13 protein-coding genes and 3 pseudogenes are annotated in these 22,419 nt (G+C 40.5%); 1 reads left to right on the top strand and 15 read right to left on the bottom strand.

Annotated features, from left to right (window positions below; all coding sequences use genetic code 11):
* Positions 1-76 precede the first annotated feature (76 nt).
* The 9 genes and pseudogenes from CGZ75_RS19735 to CGZ75_RS19695 form a co-directional block, all read right to left on the bottom strand.
* Positions 77-1,546 (bottom strand): amidase family protein, encoded by a 1,470-nt coding sequence (locus CGZ75_RS19735; protein ID WP_089526016.1) that lies wholly within the window; start codon positions 1,544-1,546, stop codon positions 77-79.
* Positions 1,547-1,695: 149 nt separating this feature from the next.
* Positions 1,696-1,965 (bottom strand): CD3324 family protein, encoded by a 270-nt coding sequence (locus CGZ75_RS19730; RefSeq protein ID WP_089526015.1) that lies wholly within the window; start codon positions 1,963-1,965, stop codon positions 1,696-1,698.
* Between the two features lie 471 nt (positions 1,966-2,436).
* Entirely contained in the window at positions 2,437-2,817 is a 381-nt protein-coding gene (locus CGZ75_RS19725) for a DUF6262 family protein (protein WP_089526014.1), read from the bottom strand.
* Between the two features lie 1,167 nt (positions 2,818-3,984).
* A complete protein-coding gene (locus CGZ75_RS19720; RefSeq protein ID WP_089526013.1) occupies positions 3,985-5,217 on the bottom strand; it encodes a hypothetical protein in 1,233 nt (410 codons plus the stop codon).
* A 185-nt stretch (positions 5,218-5,402) separates the two neighbouring features.
* Positions 5,403-6,554 carry an IS4 family transposase gene (locus CGZ75_RS19715; protein WP_089523815.1) on the bottom strand — a complete coding sequence of 384 codons (1,152 nt, stop codon included), beginning with the start codon at positions 6,552-6,554 and terminating at the stop codon, positions 5,403-5,405.
* A 113-nt stretch (positions 6,555-6,667) separates the two neighbouring features.
* Positions 6,668-8,275 (bottom strand): AAA family ATPase, encoded by a 1,608-nt coding sequence (locus CGZ75_RS19710; RefSeq protein ID WP_089526012.1) that lies wholly within the window; start codon positions 8,273-8,275, stop codon positions 6,668-6,670.
* Positions 8,276-8,278: 3 nt separating this feature from the next.
* Positions 8,279-8,803: a hypothetical protein gene (locus CGZ75_RS19705; RefSeq protein WP_089526011.1), complete on the bottom strand. Its 525-nt coding sequence runs from the start codon at positions 8,801-8,803 to the stop codon at positions 8,279-8,281.
* A 4-nt stretch (positions 8,804-8,807) separates the two neighbouring features.
* Positions 8,808-10,319, bottom strand: coding sequence for a hypothetical protein (locus CGZ75_RS19700; protein WP_089526010.1), 1,512 nt, complete (start codon positions 10,317-10,319; stop codon positions 8,808-8,810).
* Positions 10,320-10,793: 474 nt separating this feature from the next.
* Positions 10,794-11,023: pseudogene (locus CGZ75_RS19695) on the bottom strand (transposase domain-containing protein); the annotation flags it as partial.
* A gap of 22 nt (positions 11,024-11,045) precedes the next feature.
* Between CGZ75_RS19695 and CGZ75_RS26290 the strand changes: the two are divergent.
* Positions 11,046-11,246, top strand: a pseudogene (locus CGZ75_RS26290) (transposase domain-containing protein); the annotation flags it as partial.
* 197 nt (positions 11,247-11,443) lie between these two features.
* On the opposite strand, the gene CGZ75_RS19690 reads toward CGZ75_RS26290, so the two are convergent.
* The 6 genes and pseudogenes from CGZ75_RS19690 to tnpC all read right to left on the bottom strand — a co-directional run.
* Entirely contained in the window at positions 11,444-15,850 is a 4,407-nt protein-coding gene (locus CGZ75_RS19690; RefSeq protein WP_089526009.1) for a coiled-coil domain-containing protein, read from the bottom strand.
* Position 15,851: 1 nt separating this feature from the next.
* Complete coding sequence (locus CGZ75_RS19685; protein ID WP_089526008.1) at positions 15,852-16,595, bottom strand: DUF6063 family protein; 744 nt, start codon at positions 16,593-16,595, stop codon at positions 15,852-15,854.
* Positions 16,576-18,144, bottom strand: a complete 1,569-nt coding sequence (locus CGZ75_RS19680; RefSeq protein ID WP_089526007.1) for a hypothetical protein — start codon at positions 18,142-18,144, stop codon at positions 16,576-16,578. Before CGZ75_RS19680 ends, CGZ75_RS19685 begins: the two co-directional genes overlap by 20 nt.
* A 1-nt stretch (position 18,145) precedes the next feature.
* Complete coding sequence (locus tag CGZ75_RS19675; protein WP_141136834.1) at positions 18,146-18,958, bottom strand: Wadjet anti-phage system protein JetD domain-containing protein; 813 nt, start codon at positions 18,956-18,958, stop codon at positions 18,146-18,148.
* A 368-nt stretch (positions 18,959-19,326) separates the two neighbouring features.
* Positions 19,327-20,637, bottom strand: a complete 1,311-nt coding sequence (gene ltrA, locus CGZ75_RS19670; protein ID WP_089526005.1) for a group II intron reverse transcriptase/maturase — start codon at positions 20,635-20,637, stop codon at positions 19,327-19,329.
* Between the two features lie 525 nt (positions 20,638-21,162).
* Positions 21,163-22,419: pseudogene (tnpC, locus tag CGZ75_RS19665) on the bottom strand (IS66 family transposase); the annotation flags it as partial.

The raw sequence follows: 22,419 nt of genomic DNA, 5'->3' as shown, positions 1-22,419 counted from the left end.
CCCAGTATACTAAGTGGCGCTTTTTTGCTCAAAGCTCAAATTACTTCATTACAGGAATAGCTCCTTTTCTTGATTCCTAATTGAGATTCGGCATTTTTCTGTGTTTCGTTTTTTGTTCGAATGCATATGCAATTTGTATAAGTTTCGATTCGCTAAATGCCGTTCCTGCGAAAGTAATACCGAATGTCCTCCCGTTACTTTGAAACCCCGCAGGCACTGCAATGGATGGATAACCTGCTTTGGCGCTTATATCTGCACCGACATAGGAAGGAAACAAGATTGCATCCAACCCATGCGTTTCCAGGGTATAATCAATACCCATATTTTGGGAGTAATACAAATCCGTAATGGACCCTAAAATGTATTGCGGATTCTTTAACGGGGTATCGAACTGTGAATGATAACGTAATCTATCTTGTCCGTATTTCAATGCCATTGGCGAATGTCGTTCATTCCATTCTATCAATTCATTTAAATCATGGACAGGATATTGTGCCGGGAGACATTGCAAATAGTGATCAATGGCATGCTTAAATTCGTAACCCGTCTTATTATGCTCCCACTCTCTAAGGAAAGAAGGAATTTCAATATCGTCTATTACTTTGGCCCCAGACTCTCTAATTATTGCTATAGCATCGTTAAATAATTGTTCATCATATTCGCCAAGGTCACGGAACTTCTCAGAGGGGACATTTCTGTATATGCCAATGGTCGCCGTCCATAACCCGTCTTTATTCAAAAATGCGGTATAGTCAGTATTAGAAAGTTCATTTCGCCAAGTGGAAGGATCATTCTCATCTTTACCTGCCAGAGTAGTCAATAAGATGGCCGCATCGGTCACAGTCCTTGCCATTGGCCCCGCCGTATCTTGAGAATAGCTCCAAGGAATGACTCCTGAACGGCTTATCAAACCTGCGGTTGGCTTGATTCCAACAATCGCATTCTGTACGGCAGGGCTTAATATGGAAGCCGAAGTCTCGGTTCCGACAGCGACCGTCGTAAAATGAGCAGCAACGGCTGCAGCTGATCCCGTACTGGATCCCCCGGGAAAATGATCGCCGTAGGGATTTTTGGTTTGCCCGCCTAAAGCGCTGTATCCGGCCCACATAGAAGACGACATGCCATTCGCCCATTCAGTCAAATTCGTTTTTCCCAAAATAATTGCACCAGCGTCTCTCAGTTTCCGAACAAGAAATGCATCTTTTGGACTTACATGATGCTCCAAAGCTAAAGCTCCTGCGCTTGTACGCATCTTGTCCTTGGTTTCAATATTTCCTTTCAGTAACACAGGAACGCCATGAATAGAACTCCTTGCTCCCGTTCCTTTTCTTTCATTGTCTAATGCTTCTGCAATAAAAATCGCATCCGGATTGATTTCCAACACCGAGTTTATGTGCGGTCCGCTTTGGTCCAAAGTGGCGATGCGGTACAAATAATGCATAACCAGCTCTCTTGAAGTCAATTCCCCACGGTTCATAGCATCCTGTAATTCTAGAATCGTGACTTCTTCGCTGATTGTTTTACTTAAATCGAAGTTAGGATCCATCCCGAGGTACCTCTTTCAACCTTCAGTCTTAAACATTCTTATGAAATAAATTATAGATTGAGTTGAGGTTGATAAATATATAAAGAACATTTCCTAATCGAATTGAACATAAAAAAGGTTCGCCGGAAATTTCCGACAAACCTGATTTTCTATCTATTTTTTGAGTAAACGATTTTTTTGATGCTATCTTGAGAAAGACTGAACATATCCGATAACCGTTCAATCGATAAGCCTTCATCAAAAAGACAGCGAATTTGTCTATTGCGATCGTTCAAGTACGCTCTGTTCCCCGATTTTTCTCCCCACTTTTTGCGTGAACCTACAGAATTGGGGATATAAATCATACGACCTTGTACGTACTTCTGTATTTCCAATAGCAACTTTTCAGGAAAAACAGATTCGGCGCTTGTATACTTCAATATAGTTCTACTCCTTAAAATGAAAATAAATTTTAAGGTAGCAAAATCTATACTATAAACTGTTTTCACCCCGATTGGAGAGAAAACAGGCGGTTAATTTTTTAGCTCCATGTAAATAACCGCCAAGGTCATAATATAGACTTTGCATAGAGCATAGCATTTGCAATCTTATTATTCAAAAACGTTTCCTCCTCTTCGCTGTTAGCCCTCCATTTACTAATTCAATGGAGCGCAAAAAACCCCTTTATTCCTCCTCTCTTTATTCTGGCTTGATTGGTAACATTCCAAGCACATTTTTTGTAATTTCAGAATCTATAAATTCATCGTTAATGACTAAAGTGAACGTCAGTATTCAACTAACCTCCCGTTAGTTGAGCAAAGAACCGTAATAAGACTGATTCTTCGGTATTTCAACTTGTTGCTCAAGTATCCTACCTAGTTCAGCTCAAGCCGAGAGGGAAGAGCATTGTGTCAGATCTTTTGATAGACCTCCGCATAGGAAAACTTAAGTTGTTCTCGCAACTTATTATTTTCTTCTTCGAGCTTCTTCATCTTACGTTTTAGCGAAGCAATGATGGCGTCCTTATTGTTTTCATCCATCTCTTGCTTGATTTGTTTTGGTGACGGCATCTGAGCTTGCTGCTGACGAAGCGATTCAATGCGTACACGTAACTCGGGATTGTTATAGAGTGTTGCTTTGCTAACTCCAGCATCAACTGCCACGCTATTAAAATTGATGCCCTCCTTAGCTTTTAAAAGCCGTCTAATCGACTCATCCACTCTTTGTATTGTCTTTGCTTTGCGAGCCTCATGAACCTGCTTTAAATGCGCTCTGCGATCGTAATCAAACATGTTTTACACCTTGCTTTCCTTTGGATACGCTCCATTCGACCAAAGACGATGTTGCCTTTCCTGATCGTCTCATAGATGCTGGTCAGACGATCAAGGTTCTTTTGGTTTTTCTCTGCAATTTCATACGCCACATATTTGACATCTTCTTGTTGCGATATCTCGATAATCCCCCACTAAATTGGAATTCTTTCGTAGTAGTGCGATCAGTAAACACTTCACTCGTGCAGTAATCTAGTCTATGAGAAGTCGATAGCTAGTGAACAAATCATATTATCCTCAAGTCAATTCGAAACACTGCGGATATCCAAGCGCATCCACTATCGCCTGTATTTTGGCGGTAAATCCTCCAGATCGCTTGCAAGTCTTGCCCTTTTTCGTCCATTCCATGTTCATGGTTGCGGATGATGGTGACATCGACCATCATTTGCTCCCAATCGGTTGGATAGTGAGATGCTTCTATATTTCATTCTAATCGATTTTTGTAGCAGGGTAGAAAAAGCTATAGCTAAAGGCCATGGCCCTTAATGGCTCAGCAATCCTCGCTAAGACACACTGAATAAAAAGCTGTCGTTTCGACATTTAACAGCCCATTTAAATCGCATAAATTTTATTACGAAGTGTTGCATAAATTGAAACCCTTTCTGCTCCAGAATACAAAAAAACCCCTTAATTATTCGCATAATTAAGGGATTTACAGAAGTAGCTCTGGTTATCTAATATATCCATCAGTCTACAACTTTATTTTCTGGGTCTTATACTTTATTTCCAGATAGTAACACTTTATTTGTTGTAATCTGACAACAATTGTTCAATGACATTATAGTTGATTACTGATAAATCCTTTAGAATCAAGCTTTTTTCGAGTTTTGGTCTCTATTAAATTTTACATTATAGTTTGTGTCTAAGAAAAGCACTTTCATAACCCGATGACATTAAAGTTTGTTCCTGATTATTACAATAGGGTTGGTTTCTTGAGAGTAGATACAATTGCTAATATATTTTCACTTAATTTCAACAGGATAGCACTGATACATTACCTTTTTTTATACTAATACACCACGGCAGTGATGTTTCCTGCTTCATCGCACTCCACTTGAAAATCAAATGGTTTGGTCAATACCAAACCTCGGCCATCTCTAATATTTCTCTAGTCTCCGACCCCTACTTTTAATTTTGTTTTCTAAATATAGGTCCTTCCGGTCCATAGCCTTCAATAAAATACTGTAATACATTTTTGTTTCTCATTTTAACCGCTAACAGCTCAGCGAAATTATCATCATGAGTTGAAATAATTAACCGTTTTTTATTTGATTCAGAATTCAATACAGCTCTAAGTACATCGATAAATGCCAAAACATTCACATCGTCCATACTTTGTATTGGGTCGTCAATGAATAATTGGTCTAAACTGCTGTACTGTTGACTCAAACCAATTCCTATAAAGGTACTTAACGCCAATATATTTAGTTGTGCCTGACTAAATATTTGGTCTAAATAAAGGTTGTTTTGAATTTCTTCGCTTGTGAAATGAGTACCTTGATGGTCAACAATCACCTTTAAGTCCTTATATTGAGTGTGAGGATTAATAGCACTATACACCCAAGCTATTACAGGATGTCCATGTAATTGATCCCCAAGGATTTGATTTTGCTTAGCAACAAGCTCAGTATGTCTAAGCCTCACTTGTTGTTGATATGTATCAATTAAATTTATTTTTTCAGTATGCTGTCCTATCGCAGCACCCAGTTGTTCGTACCTTGAGAAGAACTCATTAAATTCACCAGGAACCCTAAGTTTCAATAAGTCATCGAGTCGCTTGATTAACAGTTCGATCATTAAGAATGTCCGTTTATTCGATATTTGATTCTTATCTAATTGAATTAAGTTATTTGGATAATAATCTGAAACTTCTTTTTCATTTCGTATCATTAATATTTTACTTGTTATCTCCTCAAGATTGGGCTCGTATTCAAAGCCGACTTCTTTTAAATTCCCTTCGAACCATTGACTTTTACTTACCAACAGATCATCCAATGATTTCACATTAATATTTTTTAGCTCAGCATCATCGCCAAACAATACCCTTGTGGATTCTCTTGCCCGTTCCCAAAGCTCTTCAGCGTCTCTTCCCCTTTGAATTACTTGGTTCTCTAAAGCACGAAACTCCCTTTGCTGCTGTTCTATTGTGCTTTTAACTTCCTGATAACCTGCCAAAAACTTTTCACGTAGAGACTGCAACCATCTAACTAGTGGTTCAATCACTTCTGTAACAATCGAACTATTAATTTCAACAAATTTGCTGTTTAGTTGAGCTTCCTCGCCAGACAACACATCAAGAACTTTATCTCCATTTGATACAGTTTTATCAATTATTGATATTATATTAGTGGGTATACCCATGTCAGCATGTATTCCAAGTCACTAGCGTTGCATAAACCTTCACAATAAAATAAATTGAATATTCAAACACACTATCGATGTCAACAAAACCAAAAGGTCGAACTCCTCTCAAAGGTAGTCCTGTCCATTTGGTAGTTTATGTATATTCTGCTACGTGAATACCAACAGGCCTCAGGCCCTTTTGCTCAGGTTGAATTCAACCTTCGGCGTCCTGCCGACTTGCGGCTCGGTGGCCGATGAATCCGCCTTAACCATTGCTCTGCCGGCTTCCACAACAGTACCCGGAGCCAGCGGCTTAGCATCAGCAGCGAATGCGGCGTCTGCGTCTTTTTTTTCACCAGCACGAGCAGGCAGTAGGCAATGAGCGCCATCCAGACCTGGTTTTGCACGGCCCGTTCGCTGGTGCCGTAAAACCGTTTGATTCGAAGATGCTGCTTCATCCACTTGAAGAACGTTTCAATTGCCCAGCGGCTCCGGTACATATCCGAAATCTCGTCGCACGTCAGTTCGAAGCGGTTGGTCACTAGGATGAGCAGATTTCCTTCCGAATCCGCCGTTTCAATCATGCGGTACTCCCGCTTAGCCCGCTTGGACGCCGATCCGATCCGTACGCGTTCATCCATCGTCACCCTGCTTTCCATCGGGATGGGGAAGGATTCTAGGGGTTCAATGACAGCGTTGTTTTTCAGCCGGGTGACGAAGTGGATGCCGCGCTCCGTGTAATCATCGAACGCCTTGTAATCCACATAACCGCGATCGAATAGATACGTGGCGCCTTCCTCGTCGATAAGGGCGTCCATCTGTGTACGGTCGTTTTTCTTCGCCGTCGTAATTGTCGCACGCTCAGGCAGAACGCTCTCTTTCCCCATAAACGCCAGACGTAGATGAATCTTAATGCCCGCTTTGGTTTGACGGAATTCGGCCCATTTGTATCTCTGCAGGCACAGGGAAATGGTGGTCGAGTCGATCACCTGGACGGTTTTACGATCTGCAGCCGTGGCGCCTTCGCTACGTAGGACCTTCCTGGCTAGCTGCTCAAACAGATTTTCGAGCAAGGCAGGATTCACCTGGTTGTTCTTGCGGCATAGCTGGCTAAACGAGATGGACTCAAAACCCAGTTCTTGCTGAAAGTCTTTGCTCAGGACATCATCTGCAATGCTCCGGAGTCCTTCGCGCTGTTGAAGCTGGGCATGCAAGAATAGTTTCAAATAGGCCGGAACCGTAAGCTTCTTGACGTAGGCATCTGCGTGATTCTGAGCAAGTTGATCTAAAAACGTTGTTGAAAAAATGGGTGCAACCCATTTACCAAATGAAGAAAATAGGGTATCCTTATCCATGCGCTGATCCTTTCAGTGGATTATGGACAGGAACTACCTCCCATACCCATTGTAAAGGATCTTTTTTTGTGTCGAAATAGGGAAACTGAAGATTTTGAACATTCGGAAATTATTTATGCAACGCTAGTGATTCCAAGTACATTAATATAACGTGCTGATGTAAAATCTTCATTTAAACACACGGGACAAGACGTAATAGAATCGGTATGGTTATGTATATACGCTTTAACTTGATCTAATATCAGTTTATACTGACTATTTAATGAAGAGAGGCTGTTTTTCTTTTCATTAGTGCTTCTTATGTTCTCAGCTATTTGTTGACGCTCACCATCAAGCGAGAGATAACGTGATTGCCAATACAATAATATTTCCTCATTATGCGCAGGCATAGATAATCTTTTCTGCTCGATTATCTCCTTAAACTCTTGTGCAAAAAGTCGCGAGTGATCAAACTCATCTCTAACCGCTTTCCAAACATCCATATTTATACTTTTATTTACACTATCAATTTGATTTGAAATTGACTCAAATAATTGTACAAAACCAATAACCAAACTAAGTTGGACTGCTGACGTTCTTTTAGACTGCTCGACAAGCAATTTCTCTCTTTCTATCTCCTCAGTTGTCTTTTGAAGTCCCTCAATGTCCTCATCCTTTAACAAAAGAGCATGAATACCTTTTCTAATCCATTGCTCAGCTTGAATTAATAGCTCAAGAGTTTTCACATGAGCTCTTATTGTCTGGAGTTCCGCATGCCGTGCTTGTAATTTCCCCCTTTCAGTTACAGACCTTTCGTATACTTGTGCGGCACTTTGAAGTAACCTCGAATAATCTGTTGCTTCTAGTTCACGTTCATGTATAAGTAAATTTAGCGAGAGATTTTCAAAACGGGATGACCGTTTGGAAAAAGGTACAAGCCGACCAAAAAATACATGAAACTGAGTCTTGTAACTTTCAAAATCAGCATATCCAATATTTTGTAGAAATCCATTAATCTGCTGCTGTTGCGTAATCAGTTGTGTCTTCTGTCCCTCATTCTCTGACTTTTTTCTACTTAAAGCGTTGCCCCCATTCATGTAAAGACGCAAACGCGCAATATGATCAGAAAGACCCTCTTGTTGCAGATAACGCATAAACAAAGATTTCCGTTCGTCTGGAGATGTTTTTCTTACAAAGTCAGTGATACCCTCTTGAGCCAAAACGTGTGCTCGGATAAAACTACTGCCATCATTTGATCTTGGAGCGAAGTATTCTAAGAGCTCATTATTGCTAATACTCCTTGGTTCTTTACCATTCTCAATAAATTCAAGACTAGAATTGTAATCTGAGCTGTCGCTAATCGACAAAATCCGACTGTTACTTCTTCTGATAACTTTTGTCCCATTGTCAAATGAGATCTCAACAACAACCTCACGATCTTCGGTAGGGCGTCTTCTTTGGTTTGAAACACTCGCCGAGAATTTTAAATAATGACTTCGATTTAAATCATTTGCTGTATATGCCCCACCGTGGTTTGCTTTATAAAGCCTCTCTAAACGTGCAACAGTATCGGTCAAACACCATTCTATCGCTTCAAAAAACGACGTCTTACCATGACCATTAAAACCATGAAATACAACTAGAGGGGAATCCAATTGGTCAAATATATAATAATAATCGGGACGATTAGGATTTTCACCATAGCCCCGAAAATTTTTAATTTTCACTTCACTTAGATACATTGATCATTCACCTACCTTAATAATCTCATCTATTTGTAAAAGTAGCCCTTCAATTTCTTCCGGCTGATAATCAAATCCTTGTGTTACATAGGTTTCCAAAATTTTGTTTAAAGTTCTTTCTGGTAACACTATCTGATTGAACTGGTTCATCAGTTCTTCATCATTTATATACTCAATAATGATTTTCCGGGCCACAAATCGATTTCGTTGAAATTTTGCAACATCTATCTCATTAAATCTCTCTTCTTCTTGCTCAATATGATGTAAGCCAATTACATACATATCCCATAGAAACTTTGAAAGATTTAAATCTTCAACTTCCTCTGTATTTTGAATATTGATTATCTTTTCTCTTAGTTTTTCTTTGAGACGAGGAAGTGTATAAACCAAGTCTTGAACCTCTTGGAGGGTCGTGATTTTTTTTATGATCAATACCTTATCCTGATTTAAATTACATACAAATGCATCATTTAGTTCTTCAAACATATGGATATCGTTCAGTTCCAATAATTTTGCTAATTGCTCCAAAATGCTAATCCCCCTTTAACTCTTGAAGAAACGGGCACTTACCTACAAAGGATAACTTTATGCACTTCGTGCACCTGTATCGAAACGATTTATAAAACTCTTGGTGCTGCTTGTTGTCCTTAACTTTATAAATATCAATTATCGTACTATCGATCTCATCTAGTGGTAGCTGGCATATGTCGCTGTCGGTATCAAAAATAATCGTTTCTCCGCCCGCCGCCTTCGATATTTCAAAATTTTCTTGGGTATGGTCAATAAAATTACTCATAATTAGACTAGCATCAGACCTCGCCGATCTAGCCGCAGGGAGAGTACGAAGCGAGAAACGTAAATTTTCACCAATCTTTATGTTATTGAGATACTCAACATCAACAACACTAGCTGATTCTTCGTTCCGGTTAGTCTTTACCATCATTTCTGTTATAGACTGAAACAACCGCATAACCTCAAGTGGATATGACCGTCTCGACATAACAAACCGTCTTAACACCTTATCAACACCGAAACTGTCCATTTCAGAGTGAAGTTGCTCCTTTAAGCCAATCAGGATGGACATGATATCATCAACATAGTCGCTATTCTCGCTCTTTCTTAATATGTATTCATAATCAGAAAGTTCTAGCTCAATTTCTTGGATTAGTTCTTGATACTCTATTTTGTTAAAATGCCTCAAAGATTGCGCTTGATGATTTTCGACAATTGCTTTACAATCAGCTATTTTTATTGTTCTCACATTAGAGTCATCTGTCACAGTTGAGTCAAGGAAAGCTTCAAGTAGAAGAAGCATTATTTTATTTTTTTCTTCTGCAGTTAGAGTTCCATTATATTTTGTTAGTTCCAAATCTATTGCACTTTTTAAATTCGTAATGGACTCATACTTAGATACTTTGGCTTGAGGGAAATCAAAATCAATTTGTTTAATAAATCTTGTTAATTCAAGATCATCGAATATTAAGCTCGGGATAATGTACTTTATATATTCTCCAGGATCGGATAGAGCAGCTAAATGCTTAATAAGCGCTTGTTTATAATGCGGTTTTTTCATTTTAGGATGCATGGAATCATAATACGTTTGGAAGCTTTTGTATTCACCATCTTTTACGGGGTCTTTTTCAACTGACTCATATACGAAACACTCTTTTATGTATTTTGCTTTCTCAGTAAATTCAGTAGTTGTCTTCCATTCGGCGAAAAATTGTAAATCTTTGATGTTCACCGGCACGTTACATTTAAATCGATATCTCACTTGAGGTGTAGATCCCTTAAATGAAACAAAGAAATTATACAAGCTGTGAGTAATAGCCTCTTTATACCTTGTAAATGTATTGTCTTTATAAAATTTGGCCTCCATTCGAATATCTTCATGATTATATATTCTTACATCGGCCCCATATTCAACAGCGACATAACTTTCGTCTGATGTTGATGTGTTTAACAAAAGTGCCAGTTCTTTACAAGCTAACATAACCTGATAATAAAAACCGGCAATTGAATGTTTAACGTCAGTTGAACTCATTATTTCACTTCCTTTTTTTATCTGAGTCAGCGATCGTGAAGGTTTATCGTAACCTATTAGTATGTTTCAATTATCTCACCAATATAAATTCAGTTTCAGGAAATAAATTCCTCCATTTTTATCGAAATTAGTCGATTATTGAAAAAAGAACACGAGAAGTGCTCAGTTCGATAGTATTTAATTGTTTTCTCAGACTAACAATGGTCATTTTTAGAATTGTGTAACTCATTCGTTGTGTGTGAACACCCATTAAATCAAAAACGCACTTCTGCTTCTCAAGAGATAGCTGTTTATCTAATAATCTGAGCCTTGTCTAACCAGTGAAATTGGTAGATTATTTACAATATTTGTGCAAGAAAACTGGCAAGAAAAATGAAGCCAGCAGCATTCTACCGGCTTCTGTCCACGATATATTTTTTAAGTAAGCGTCAATCAGTCCCCACCTTGTATTCAAGTTGAGAGCTGTTCTATGTTTTATTCAGTTTTATATACACGATAGGATATTGGTAACGATGGCGACCATGGCATTAAGCTATCTAGCACTTGCGGATCTCTCGGATCGGAGAGCTGCGGTAGTTGCTCAAACAGGTACTTCAAGTATTTGATGGGATTTAGACCATTTTTTTCGCTGTCTCGATCACGCTGTAAATCGTACTGCTTGCCCTTGCGCCGCGAGGCGTATTGGCAAATAGCCAATTTTTCCGGTTATGTGCTCAAGCACATAACAAAAGCTTTCTTTTTAGTAACACGCCTCGGGGAGCTAGAGCGAGCGCCATCATATACAGTTTTGTAGAGGCAGCCAAAGCCAATTCGCTCAATCCGTACATGTATCTGAAGTATTTATTTGAAACGATGCCTCAGTTGAATGGTCCTACGGATCCGGAAGTGTTGGGTAAGGTGGAACCTTGGTATCCTTCTCTGCCAATTGGGAGACTTGTCTATATCGTTAGATTTTACATACTTATTTCGAAATTGACTTCCAATAACCTACAGCTTTCATTTCAGAGATCCAAAAATCATAAGAAAGCCGCCCAACTCATAGTATAGTATTAACTTTACTTCGGTCTAATCCTCATAAGGAGCGCAGACACAACCAACCCTCTTTTATGTTTCCTTTTGAGTCATTAAAATAATTCCTTTTCTGTCAAAGGTCCGCTTTTCATAAGTGCATAAATGTTGTTAAGCTCCATGTACTCCGATTCTGATTTCAGAATTTCTACTCCACCGCGATTGTAATATCGATTGCTTATAACAGCCTCAAAGTGACTTCGTATTTCTTCTTCACGAATTGCAGTAAGGCAGAATAACTGAATCTTGTTTTTCAGTGCAAGCTCAATGATCGGTCGGACTACGTGTTCGGATGATGCAGCTCCGAATGGATTGTCAGCAACAATTGTTTTCCAGACACTTTCTTTACCGTGTAGTTTCTTACGGATGTGAGTCACAATTATCATAAACATGATCATATAGGATGTATATCGTTCCCCGCCTGACCAAGAGGCGGCCTCATCCCACGAGAAATATTCAACACCTAATTCGAGAAGTGTTTTCTTTCTCGGTTTAAATATTTCAATGTAACAATTCTCCAAAGGTGAAACGTTCTTAAGGAGATTCATGCTATTCATTTGCTGCTCAAGGTATAAATTTACTTCATCATCGGTTTTCCCTTCACCTTTCAGTCTTTTGAGATCATAAATAATCTTCTCAACAAACAAATTAGTATTATGTAGAGATACTTCCCTCGGATTCGGATCCCACTTGATTTTCACCATCTGTATGGTATTTCCGAATAGTTCGACTTTCGAGTGCTTTGAAACTTCGCAAATATTTTCGTGAATAATAACGGCACGACGGTGCGCAATATCCACAAGATTATCTTTATCTTTTTTCAACTCAGTTAGCTTACTCTGTAAGTCATTTTCCATCGCGTCTAAAGCATCAAACACCTTCACAAACGCTTCGATAATGTAGTGATAATCAAATAGCTTCTCTTGCAATATGACAACAGAATTAAACTCGGTCGCAAACCGGCTAACCTTGGAATTATTAGTCTCATGTAGTGTTTTCACGTAGGATTCACATGACTTTGTTACAGCGTATCGCTGTGACTCCAAGCTATTCTTAGAATTCAAATATGCGCTTGAGACAACAGTTATAGCCTCAACACGAGTATCTCCAAATGTCTTCCATTCTTGTTCGTTAAATATTGGTCGTGAAATATTACCAGTCGGCAGTTCTCGCTGTGCTTGGTAGCGCTCAAGTGCAGAATGAATATCCTTCATAACATTGTTTTCCGCTTCTAAGTATTCTTCGTTCGCTTTATTATTTTCTCGATTTTTCTTTATTGCTTCTTGGATCTCATGGATAGATAAGGGTAACTCCCCTGCTCCATCACCATAAGGAACCTTGCCATATTCATTATCGAGTGTGGTGATCATGTTGTTGATGGTTCCTTTTATTTCGGCAACAGCTATCTTTTTATCACTTAATAAAACTTCAAAAGAACTAACTTCATTTCTTTTATCATACATTCTCTTTTTAAGTTCTTCTCGTTCACTTTGATAAACTGGACGGTAATTCAGTTGTACCCATACAAACTCAAGCCCTGTATCTTCTATTGCACTTTTAGCCTTATCCCTGTTTTCAATGCACTTCAATAGAAGTTCTTGCTTAGTCTCATACCCCGCATTCTTTTCGTTAAGTTCTTTTCGTGCCTTATCCAAGGTAATTAGAATCTCTTGAAATTCTTCTTCTGAATATTCGCCTTCGAAACCGTACTCTTGATCTAACTGATATTCCTTCCCAATTTTAAGATGCTCATCAAGAGTTCGTTCCTTCTCTTGCAATAGAACTAACTGCTGCAAATTCCCCTCACGAAGTCCATCTAATTCATCTTCAATTTCATTTATTTTTGTAGTGATGGCTTCAAGCGCAAACTTCGTTGCCTTAAGAGCTGATATTTTAAAGTTAACATCCGGTTCTTGGTATTTATCAATGAAATTTTTTAGGTGTTCCGTTTTAAAATGTACTTCTTGTTGTTCTTGCCTGTATTCTTCTCTTTTGTTTTGTACAGCAGTCTGTGCTTTCCTTAGAGCAGCTATACTCTCTGTATTAGCTGAAAGCTCGTATGCGATGGAACCCAGTCTGTCTGTTAGCTCAGATTCACGTTGAGCAAATCTTCTTGCAGAAAAGGCGTCATAGGTTTTATAAAAATCTTTTGCAGTTCGAAACGTATCCTCAAGGAAATATAATTCGTGTTGATCTTGTTTAAGTCTCTCTTCCTTACGATTAAGCTCCTGTTTTAACTCCCTAATCATAGATTCGATTTTCTCTCGGGAAGTAAACAGCTTTCCATCCAATGCCTGAAAGGCCATAAGGCCATCTTGGAAAGATGCAAGGATAACATCTTCATGAGATGTATTCACAGACAGTTTATTTTTAAGTTGAAATATTACTGGAATTTCAAACATTTCGCGGTTGTTCTTAATTCTTTGCATTTCACGAACAATCGTTGCTGTCTGAGCCTCCTCTATTAAAAATGAATAAGGGAGCAGCGGATGATTTTGCAAATATTGTTCCTTAGTTTCCTCATCAACGTTTTGGTCAGCTAACCACTCGCTTCCGAGCGTAACAAGCGTACCTCCTCGATATAGTCGGTTCTTAATCTCAAGAAGAGTATGATGGGGAACAAAATATTCATTCTCAGTGAGATGTCTAATCTTTCTACGAAGCTCCTCTATCCCAACTTTAAGCTCATCGCGTTGGTAACCCCTTGTACTAATCTCTTTATCGAGCCAAGCAAGATCTTCGTCTTTTTCGGCAAACAAATCAAAAACTATTTTCCCCTGCTTGGTTAGGGTATCTGCAAGTATGGCATACTTGGTCTCATATTCCTGTGTTGCTGTTTGATTATCATTGCGCTCAGTGTGAATTATTGACTCTTCTAAGCTAAGTTCCTTCTCCTTAGAGTGACACGCGGAGAGTTCTTCCTCATATGTTTGAAGATGATCTGAACATTCTTGAATTTGAGCCTGGATTTCCCCCAATCTCTGAACAAAGTTTTCTAACAACATTGGGGGGCTATCAAGAGCGCCCGAATCACAAATATTTTTCGTCCGTTCCAGCTCACTCTCATAGTTTCGCACGTACTCATTGAGAGAACCTATTTCATTTTGAAGCTCACCCTTGTCATCCTGACATCTATTAAGCTCAGCAATTGTGTTATCATATTTAATTTTAATATCTCCAATTTTTTCAGAGACTTCATCTCTTGCTTTCGTCTTCTGATGAAGAATTGCTGACCAGGCATCCTGCAGTTCTTCAGTCTTATTTCGAACGGTCTCCTCTAACTCTGGCTGAGTTTTTTTCATCATTTCTAGCTCTTGAGTGTAGGAGATGACAGCTTGGTTCTCCTTGTCATACATCGCATAATGTATAAACGATTGAAGTTCTTTTTCTTTTTGCTCAAGTACAATCAACTGTTGACGGTAGGATTTAACCTCCTCCTCATACCGTTCTGCTTCTAGTTGAAGCTCCTGCATTTCATCTCGCTTTGTTTGAATGTTAATACTATCCTTTTTCCAGTTCCAATCCTGAAGCTCTTGAGAAATCCTCTTTTTCTCATCCTCCATCCTTTGCAAGGCTTCTGTAGATTTTACCTGGTGCATCTGTAACGTAGAGCGAAGACGTTCAATTTTCACCAGTTCTGAATTATGTATTTGCCTCTTATTCTCTAGTTGCTGAACGCTCGAGACGACCATTTCAGCCAAAGATTTAATCATTTTAAAGTCTTCAATATCATTCTGATATTCTGGAATAATTAGAAGGTTTTCTTTATATCCCTTGAAGGCCTCAATTATTTCCTTTTTATCCTCCTCAGTTTGAAAGATAGTATTTTCCATGGTAGGTACCAGCAACTTCGTGATCAACGTTTCCGTTGTCTTCGCTTTTTGGAAAAAGCCTTCTACCCCACCTTCATCACCGTTAATCTTTCGGATGCTTTCCCATTCTTCCGGGAGTATACCGTATAACATTAGGTTTTCCTTATACTTTTTATTAGAATCTGGGATTTCAACGTAGGGATAATCTAAACTGAGTAAGTATTTTCTGAACTCAGTATATCTTGTCACCATCTTATCCGTAGTAAAAGGTAACGTAGCAATATTGACTTCAGAATCTTTCTCGTAAGTAAAAAGATAATTGAAATAATCAAGCTTGTCTTTATCCGTCTCTGCATTCTTAAAGCAAAAACCAGTCAATAAATACTTTTCTTTCTCTCCGTCTAGTAACCACTCTACCGCAATATGTCCATATGACTTTTTGGCATAGGTATCCTTTATATTTCGCCCAGCGAGACTCGAATTGGGTAGTACTGTTTGCATTAAGGTCTGAATGATGCTTGTCTTACCGCCGCCATTCTCAAGCAAAAAAATTGTATTCTTACCTCGCGGCTCCCAAATATTATCGGGAATAATTTTCTTCCCTTCATCAAACTTCAGGCCGACCGTACGAATTCGAGTTATGACTGGCATTTCAACCTCTCCCCATTTGTGAATTCGTAATAAAGCGCATAATTCGTTCTTTTCGTCCAGTATTAAAATAATATTTGATAACAACATGATTCAGCTTTTCTGTGATTCTAACCTCTTTACCTTCCATGATAACGGCAAGTTCTTCCTTTTCTAAAAAAACTAGCACTTTATTTAAAAATCCAAAATGGTGCTTATCGTACTTTGATTTCTTTAGATTTTTAACCGTTTCATTAAACTCAGGCACAGAATCCCATGAATTCATAATTCCTTTTAGATCCAGTTCAAGATCCTCTGCAATGGAGGTTAAGTCATCCTCATCCAGTGACTTAAAATAATCCATACTCTTGCCCACTGTCTCTAATATTTCCTCAATTCGCACGTATTGTCGTGTAGATACTGTCTGGTCCATACTATTAAAGAATTTTGACAATAAAACCAGCATACAGAAATATGCCAAATAGAGATGCTCATTATTCTTTAGTCCCATTTCCTTACGCAGTTCTTCGTTTGTGTAAGAGAGTACTCGATTTTCCAAAGTAGGAACCATATATATAATACCGCTATCTTCATATTCAAATATTTTCACTTGTGCATTCGGTTCAATAACATCACGGATCATTTCTTGTACCTCAGCGCGCTTAAAAGTACCGTAGATCTCCTCATTATCTTTGGTAATACGTCCTTCTTTTTGCAGTGCAATAAAGACTGAGAATGCATCCGCAAATTCATCCTTGAGTGTTCCCATATAAATTCCCCTTTCGTATTGCAAAATCAGAAAGAACAAAGCCGTTCGGAAGAGTAATGACACACCCATTCGGCTCGAAAGAAAAGTATCCTATGGCTTCAAGCTCCGGATATGCCTCTACAGCCAGGGCTAAGCATCTAGGAATCACTGGTAAATGAGGAATAACCTCATGTTCAATCCGTTGGAATGACGTATAGTCGCTTTGATGTAGATCAACAAGGAAGGAGTAAAAATGCATCGTGTTTGTAAGTTCCTGGTACAAGTCAAAATTCTCATCTTTTATATTTAATAGGATATCGGAAATTGTAACACTACTGTGAGTAAGTATTGGATCACCTAAAATACGAAGGTATTCTACCACCTTGGCTTCCTTTTGTACTCGTTGCATCTCTTCAGCTTTTTCAATAACTAACATTTCCTCTTCACTGACTTCATGCACTGCTACATCTTGCTCTTGCTTGCGAATAATGCGCCGCTGCGGTTGAAATACTTCAAGAGGATTGAAAATAGGCTTTCTTCGGAAAGGTAATAAGGGATTTAAAATGATTTTTAATGTCTCTAAATCTACGGGCCTTGCGGAAATTTCACTCAAAATTTCGCGTTCGAAATTTAGTTTTACAGAAAAGGCATTGAGAATTAGCGATTCCATGGAGTGAGTCATGACCATCTGCAGCTTTTGTTTATCAGTAAACAACGATTCATGCACTGCGATTACACTCGCCAATTTCCGCTGAATTTGCATTACAAGCTCAATACCCTTAATTTCCTTCGCTGTAAGTTCACCCATATGGTAACTATGAATTTTTTCATCCACCAAATTTTTTAAACTATTGAAAACTTCTCGTTCCCGAGTTAATTTATCGTGAACACTCTCAAGTTGTTTTTTTAGCAATTCTTTTTTTGAAACCGAAATGGCATCTTTAACAATTTCACCCTGTAAGTCACGAAGAGCGAATCGCTCTTTCTTAATTGCTATTGTAATATCGTTAATTGCATTTAGCGCTTCATGAAAAAGTCCCTTTTGCATTTGCTGTTTGAAATATAATTGAGCAATTGAGATTTGAAGCTCACCATACATTTCTTTCGTTTTAAAGAGCATTTCAATACCCTCGGTTGATAAACGGAGACTGATTTTCCGCTCTTTAAGCATATCTAGGTTCATATCCTCATCGTACTCAAATAACCGGAATGATATTATTTCCTTACTCTTCTGTTCCAAATCAAAATACTCAAATTCATGATTGCGACCAAAGTTTCGGAGGAACTCATCGACAAGGACTTCCCGTAGTTCCTCGATTTCTTCGTTATTCAATTGGATGTCACACCGTTCCCATAAAATAGTTTTAAGGAATCTGTGAATACCATCAGTAGTGGTAGGCCGGTTCATCAGCATATTTTCCAAAGTGTATAACATCACAGCAATCGCCAGCGATACAAGAGGCAGTTCACGAAATCGAATCTTATCTTTCATATAAAGGATTGATGAAAACACCCCTAAGTTCTTCATACGTTCCCGGAAACCAACAAAAATATTGTCGTAACTATCCATGCTATAAGTCTCCTTCGGGGTGGCTTAGCTTTATAAAATCTCTACGATTCAATCCTTCTTGAGGAAGATATCCATTGCATTGTTCCACAATCGTGATAAGACTTTTCCTTACGGATTCGTTGAAACATTCAAGGAAGGTCGCATAGGATAATGGTTTAGTTTTTGCCTGTTCCTTTTTACGCCGAGGTGGCACCCTATGCTCATATTTGCTTAACAATGCAAAATAAAATAAGAAAAACGGTTGAACATCTACGGTTTTCTGTAGAGAAGAAAAAATACTCATTCCCTTAGGATCAATATCCCCGAAGTAGTGAACCTGATAATAAATATCTCTCAGCTCTTCGATCTCGTTAATATAAGAGAAGCTCCTTAAGATCTTATCCCCCTCCCCATAAATCAGCATGGAGAAGGGAATCCCTCCAAATGTGTAGATTCCTTCGATAAAGAGACGTTTGAGTGTGTAATACGTATCTTTATTTTCTACAATCAGAATGTGGTACGATGATTTACTATTACTGGTACGACGGTATTCAAAAAAGGGCTCATAAGTAGGATAACAGCATAAATCATCTAAAGTTACGCTGATTCGTTGGAGGACTCCCCTGTTTTGATCTAACCACTTCTCATCATAAAAAAGTTCGAAAGATCGTTCGTTAATCGAAATAACTTCCGTATCCCCAGTCCTTAGGAACTTATTAATTTCATCCAGATACGGTTTATCTATGATGAAAAATTCATAATCTTTTGCGTAGGACGATAACGCCATTTTAGGATGATACTCATTGAGTAGCATTCGAACATATGCTTCTTCCACTGGCTCAGCTGCTTGTTCAATTTTTCGGTAAACATTGTATAGTTTCGTGCCTGTCTTACCTCTTGAGATAACAGGGGATATTACTCCATCACTACAGATATCTTCAATCGTTTTAACAAAAGCCGGAAATCCGCCTTCTCTTTCATAACGTAATTTATGATTACGTACCAGAAAGACTTCAAGATCATCTGTCCGGATAGTTTTAGTTTTATGTTTTTCGATAAATAGTGCTATCAGGTCTTTCAGAAAACATCACCCTTTTTAGTTGCATTGGTCGAGTAGGCGGGGCCTTTCCGTCGCGGATTGTACCCCTACCCCTCACAGATCCGTACGGGCGCAATTTACGCATACGGCTCTTCACATCATCCTTACAGCTTTGGCATGTCGTAGATATTGACGTAGATGCGCGGTTTGGGTAGCTTGAAGTTCGTTAAGACTTCGAAAAATCTCTCCTTCGTGAAACTCTTTTTCTGGCTTCTGCGATTTAGCCATTTCAGCATCAGGTTAATCGTTATCTCATAATAGGCGTGTACCATCTCGAAATTATCCGTAATTCCATAATATCGGTAGTGCCCTGCCAGTTTGGATCGGAGCGTTTTGAGAAACGTCTTCTGTTCCATATGACGATTAGCCTTGATCCATGTTTTCATCGCTTTAACCTTTTGTTTGAATTTCTTTCCGCTTGTTTTGCGTTTAACCCGAAACATACCTTTCTGGCTTTTGGAACAGTAATGGGTGAATCCCAGGAAGGTGAATGTTTCCGGCTTCCCTTCTCCACGCTTTTTCCTGTTTGCCTCCGCAAAACGTCCGAATTCGATGATCTTTGTCTTCTCTTCCGCTATGCTCAGATTAAACTTTCCTAGCCTCGTTCGAAGCGCGGCATAGAATCGTTCTGCATCCTCTTTGTATTGGAAGCAGCATACGAAATCATCAGCAAAACGTATGATTTCAGCCCGACCTCTGCATGGTCTCTTCACCGCCACTTCAAACCAGATATCCAGCACATAGTGAAGGTACACGTTTGCAAGCATTGGTGACACGACTGAACCTTGCGGGGTTCCTTCTTCGGTGGGCTCGTATTCACCGTCCTCTTGTATGCCGGCTTTCAACATACGCCTGACGAGGCGGTGGATATTGGGATCGCCGATCCGTAATTTGAGAAACTCCATCAACCATTCATGATCGACATGATTAAAGAAACCTTTAATGTCAGCGTCCACCACGTAATGCATCGGCCCTCTCTCCATGATTGCGTTCAGTCGTTTCAATGCATCGTGCATGCTTCGTTTTGGGCGAAATCCATAGGAGAAGTCCATAAAGTCTTGTTCATAGATCGCTTCGAGCACTCTCTTCAGCGCGTGTTGCACCAGCTTATCCTCGTAAGCAGGAATTCCAAGCGGGCGCGTACTTTTCTCATCCTTCGGGATGTAGGTTCGTCTGGCGGGTTGCGGTCTGTAGCTTTTCTGTTTGATTCGTTTTACCAGATTCTCTACGTTCGCCTCCAGATTCGCTTCATACGTCTCTTTCGTGACTCCGTCGACTCCCGTTGCTTTCCCGGTCTCCATTGCTCTATGACTTTCCGTCAATGCTGCCGCATCGATAAAATGTCCGATTGAAGTAAACCGCAGCTTAGGGTCAGAACTTGCCATCTCTGCTATTCTTGCTAATTTTGTTTCCATTTCTTCTCCACCTCAGTGTGCGGTAAATGTGTCCTTATCAAGATCGATTTTGTGTCGCCTGCCTTCCCTCCGCCAGCATTACACCGGTTTCATAGGTACTATGCGGCGATCCGACTCCCAGACGACCATTTGGCCTCCTTGCGTATTACCGCTTGTCAGCCATACTCCTGCCGTTGTTCCTAACAAGTACTTAACTCGTAGAAGAGTGTCTGGGCCTCCCGAGTTGCTGTGTAACCATTGGTATACATGCCTGGCTCTTCGACCCCGGGGAAGCTCCTTCAGACTTGCCATTTGCGTCTGAGAGGGTATTGTCTTCCGAGTAGTAAAGCTCGTCGACCTTCCCGTTCTCCTCATTTTCGAGGCTCAATCACTTTCAGGCCTGCATCCTGACTGTCTACGCTTAAACGAGAATGTTACCATTATCGCTCCAAGACTCGTTATTGGTGGCATGGCTTTGCCTTTCCAAGCAGGGGTTCCACCTGCTAAGTTACTCAACCTAGGCTCGGTCGCTCTTACTACTTAGGTCTAGCTAAGCCTCAGTTTCCCCGACAGCGCTGAAACGAGCGAAGGGAGCAGCTCCAGCTTCTGCTTTATGATCGTCGAAATGACACTGCGCATCCGAGCGAATTGCTTGGCGCCTTCCGTCGTTCGAAAACTCCCGGAAACCTTCTGTTTGACCTTCACCATGCGTAAGTCTCTCTCCGCCTGATTGTTGTCAAATGGAACCTTGGCATCTCGAAGAAACCGGAGAATGGCCGGTTTATGCTTAGCTAGTCGTTCACCCAAGTTGGCGGCTTTGCTCTTCGCTTTGCGGCCTCGAGTGCCCCACTTCTCGACCGGAGCTTTCGCCCATTCCGCTTGGCCGTCTTCGAGAATCGCATCGTAATGCGCTTCGATGGCTTCGATGACCTCTGCCGGAATGGCCTCTTCACGCTGGCGGCACTCCTTCGTCACCTGCCACGCTTCCTGCAGAAGGTCCATCATGCCTGCCGCCCAAGCGTGCCGATCCTGCTCGACAATGCCTTTGCACTCGCGCAGCAGATGGGCATTGCACAGCACATGCATGAACGCATAGTCGTCCTTGAAATAGCTCGACAGGCAGTCATGAACGACGATTCCCAGATAAAAAGGCAACTGGCCCAGCTCATTCATGGCTTGACTTCCGCGCTGGTCATGAGGGGCCAGCCAGGTCCATTCCGAATCGGACACGACGTGCAGCCAGCGCAGTTTTCCCATGACGCGAACCCCCGTCTCGTCCGCGTAAACCAGCGGCTTGTTGAACAACGCCGTTCGAATGTCCTGTTCCGGCTTCGCCAACTGCCGGTTCATCTGCCCCAGCATGGACAGCAGAGTCGCCTCGCTTGGACGCAGGCCAGTCAGGTCCTCAAACAGAGCCCCGATTCGCTCCAGTGGGAGCATTTGATACGCATGCAGATAGGTGGTCAAAGCGACGAAGCCATGACCGTATTGGACAGGAGCAGTCACCTCGGCGGGAAATACAGCGCGCTGCTCCAATCCGCACGTCGCGCAACAAGCCTTCTCGGCGCGATGCTCGATGACATGGACGCGCGGTGCCGGAAGATCGAACACTTGCCGCACTTCATACCCGCTTCCCGAAAGAGGAGACGAGCAGCGGGAGCAGGCTTCAAGCGAGTGTACGACGATTTCATTCGGGTTCGCGCTGAAGCGGAGGGTATGACCGCGGTGCCCTTTCGGTGCTCCTTTTTTCCCACCGGCTTGGCGTAAGTTCGTCGGTTTGCGCAGACCGTCGCTGGAGGGAGG

Origin of the sequence: Paenibacillus herberti, assembly GCF_002233675.1 — a bacterium.
In the GTDB taxonomy this organism is placed as follows: domain Bacteria; phylum Bacillota; class Bacilli; order Paenibacillales; family Paenibacillaceae; genus Paenibacillus_O; species Paenibacillus_O herberti.
The sequence above is the reverse complement of the archived record's forward strand: the minus strand, read 5'-3'. Positions and strand labels throughout refer to the sequence as shown.

Excerpts from the sequence above, each read along its gene's own strand:
- CGZ75_RS19720 (WP_089526013.1), bottom strand. The coding sequence starts at position 5,217 with ATGGGTATACCCACTAATATAATATCAATAATTGATAAAACTGTATCA.
- CGZ75_RS19710 (WP_089526012.1), bottom strand. The coding sequence starts at position 8,275 with ATGTATCTAAGTGAAGTGAAAATTAAAAATTTTCGGGGCTATGGTGAA.
- CGZ75_RS19690 (WP_089526009.1), bottom strand. The coding sequence starts at position 15,850 with ATGCCAGTCATAACTCGAATTCGTACGGTCGGCCTGAAGTTTGATGAA.
- CGZ75_RS19715 (WP_089523815.1), bottom strand. The coding sequence starts at position 6,554 with ATGGATAAGGATACCCTATTTTCTTCATTTGGTAAATGGGTTGCACCC.
- CGZ75_RS19725 (WP_089526014.1), bottom strand. The coding sequence starts at position 2,817 with ATGTTTGATTACGATCGCAGAGCGCATTTAAAGCAGGTTCATGAGGCT.
- CGZ75_RS19680 (WP_089526007.1), bottom strand. The coding sequence starts at position 18,144 with ATGGATAGTTACGACAATATTTTTGTTGGTTTCCGGGAACGTATGAAG.
- CGZ75_RS19685 (WP_089526008.1), bottom strand. The coding sequence starts at position 16,595 with ATGGGAACACTCAAGGATGAATTTGCGGATGCATTCTCAGTCTTTATT.
- CGZ75_RS19700 (WP_089526010.1), bottom strand. The coding sequence starts at position 10,319 with ATGAGTTCAACTGACGTTAAACATTCAATTGCCGGTTTTTATTATCAG.
- ltrA (WP_089526005.1), bottom strand. The coding sequence starts at position 20,637 with ATGGAAACAAAATTAGCAAGAATAGCAGAGATGGCAAGTTCTGACCCT.
- CGZ75_RS19735 (WP_089526016.1), bottom strand. The coding sequence starts at position 1,546 with ATGGATCCTAACTTCGATTTAAGTAAAACAATCAGCGAAGAAGTCACG.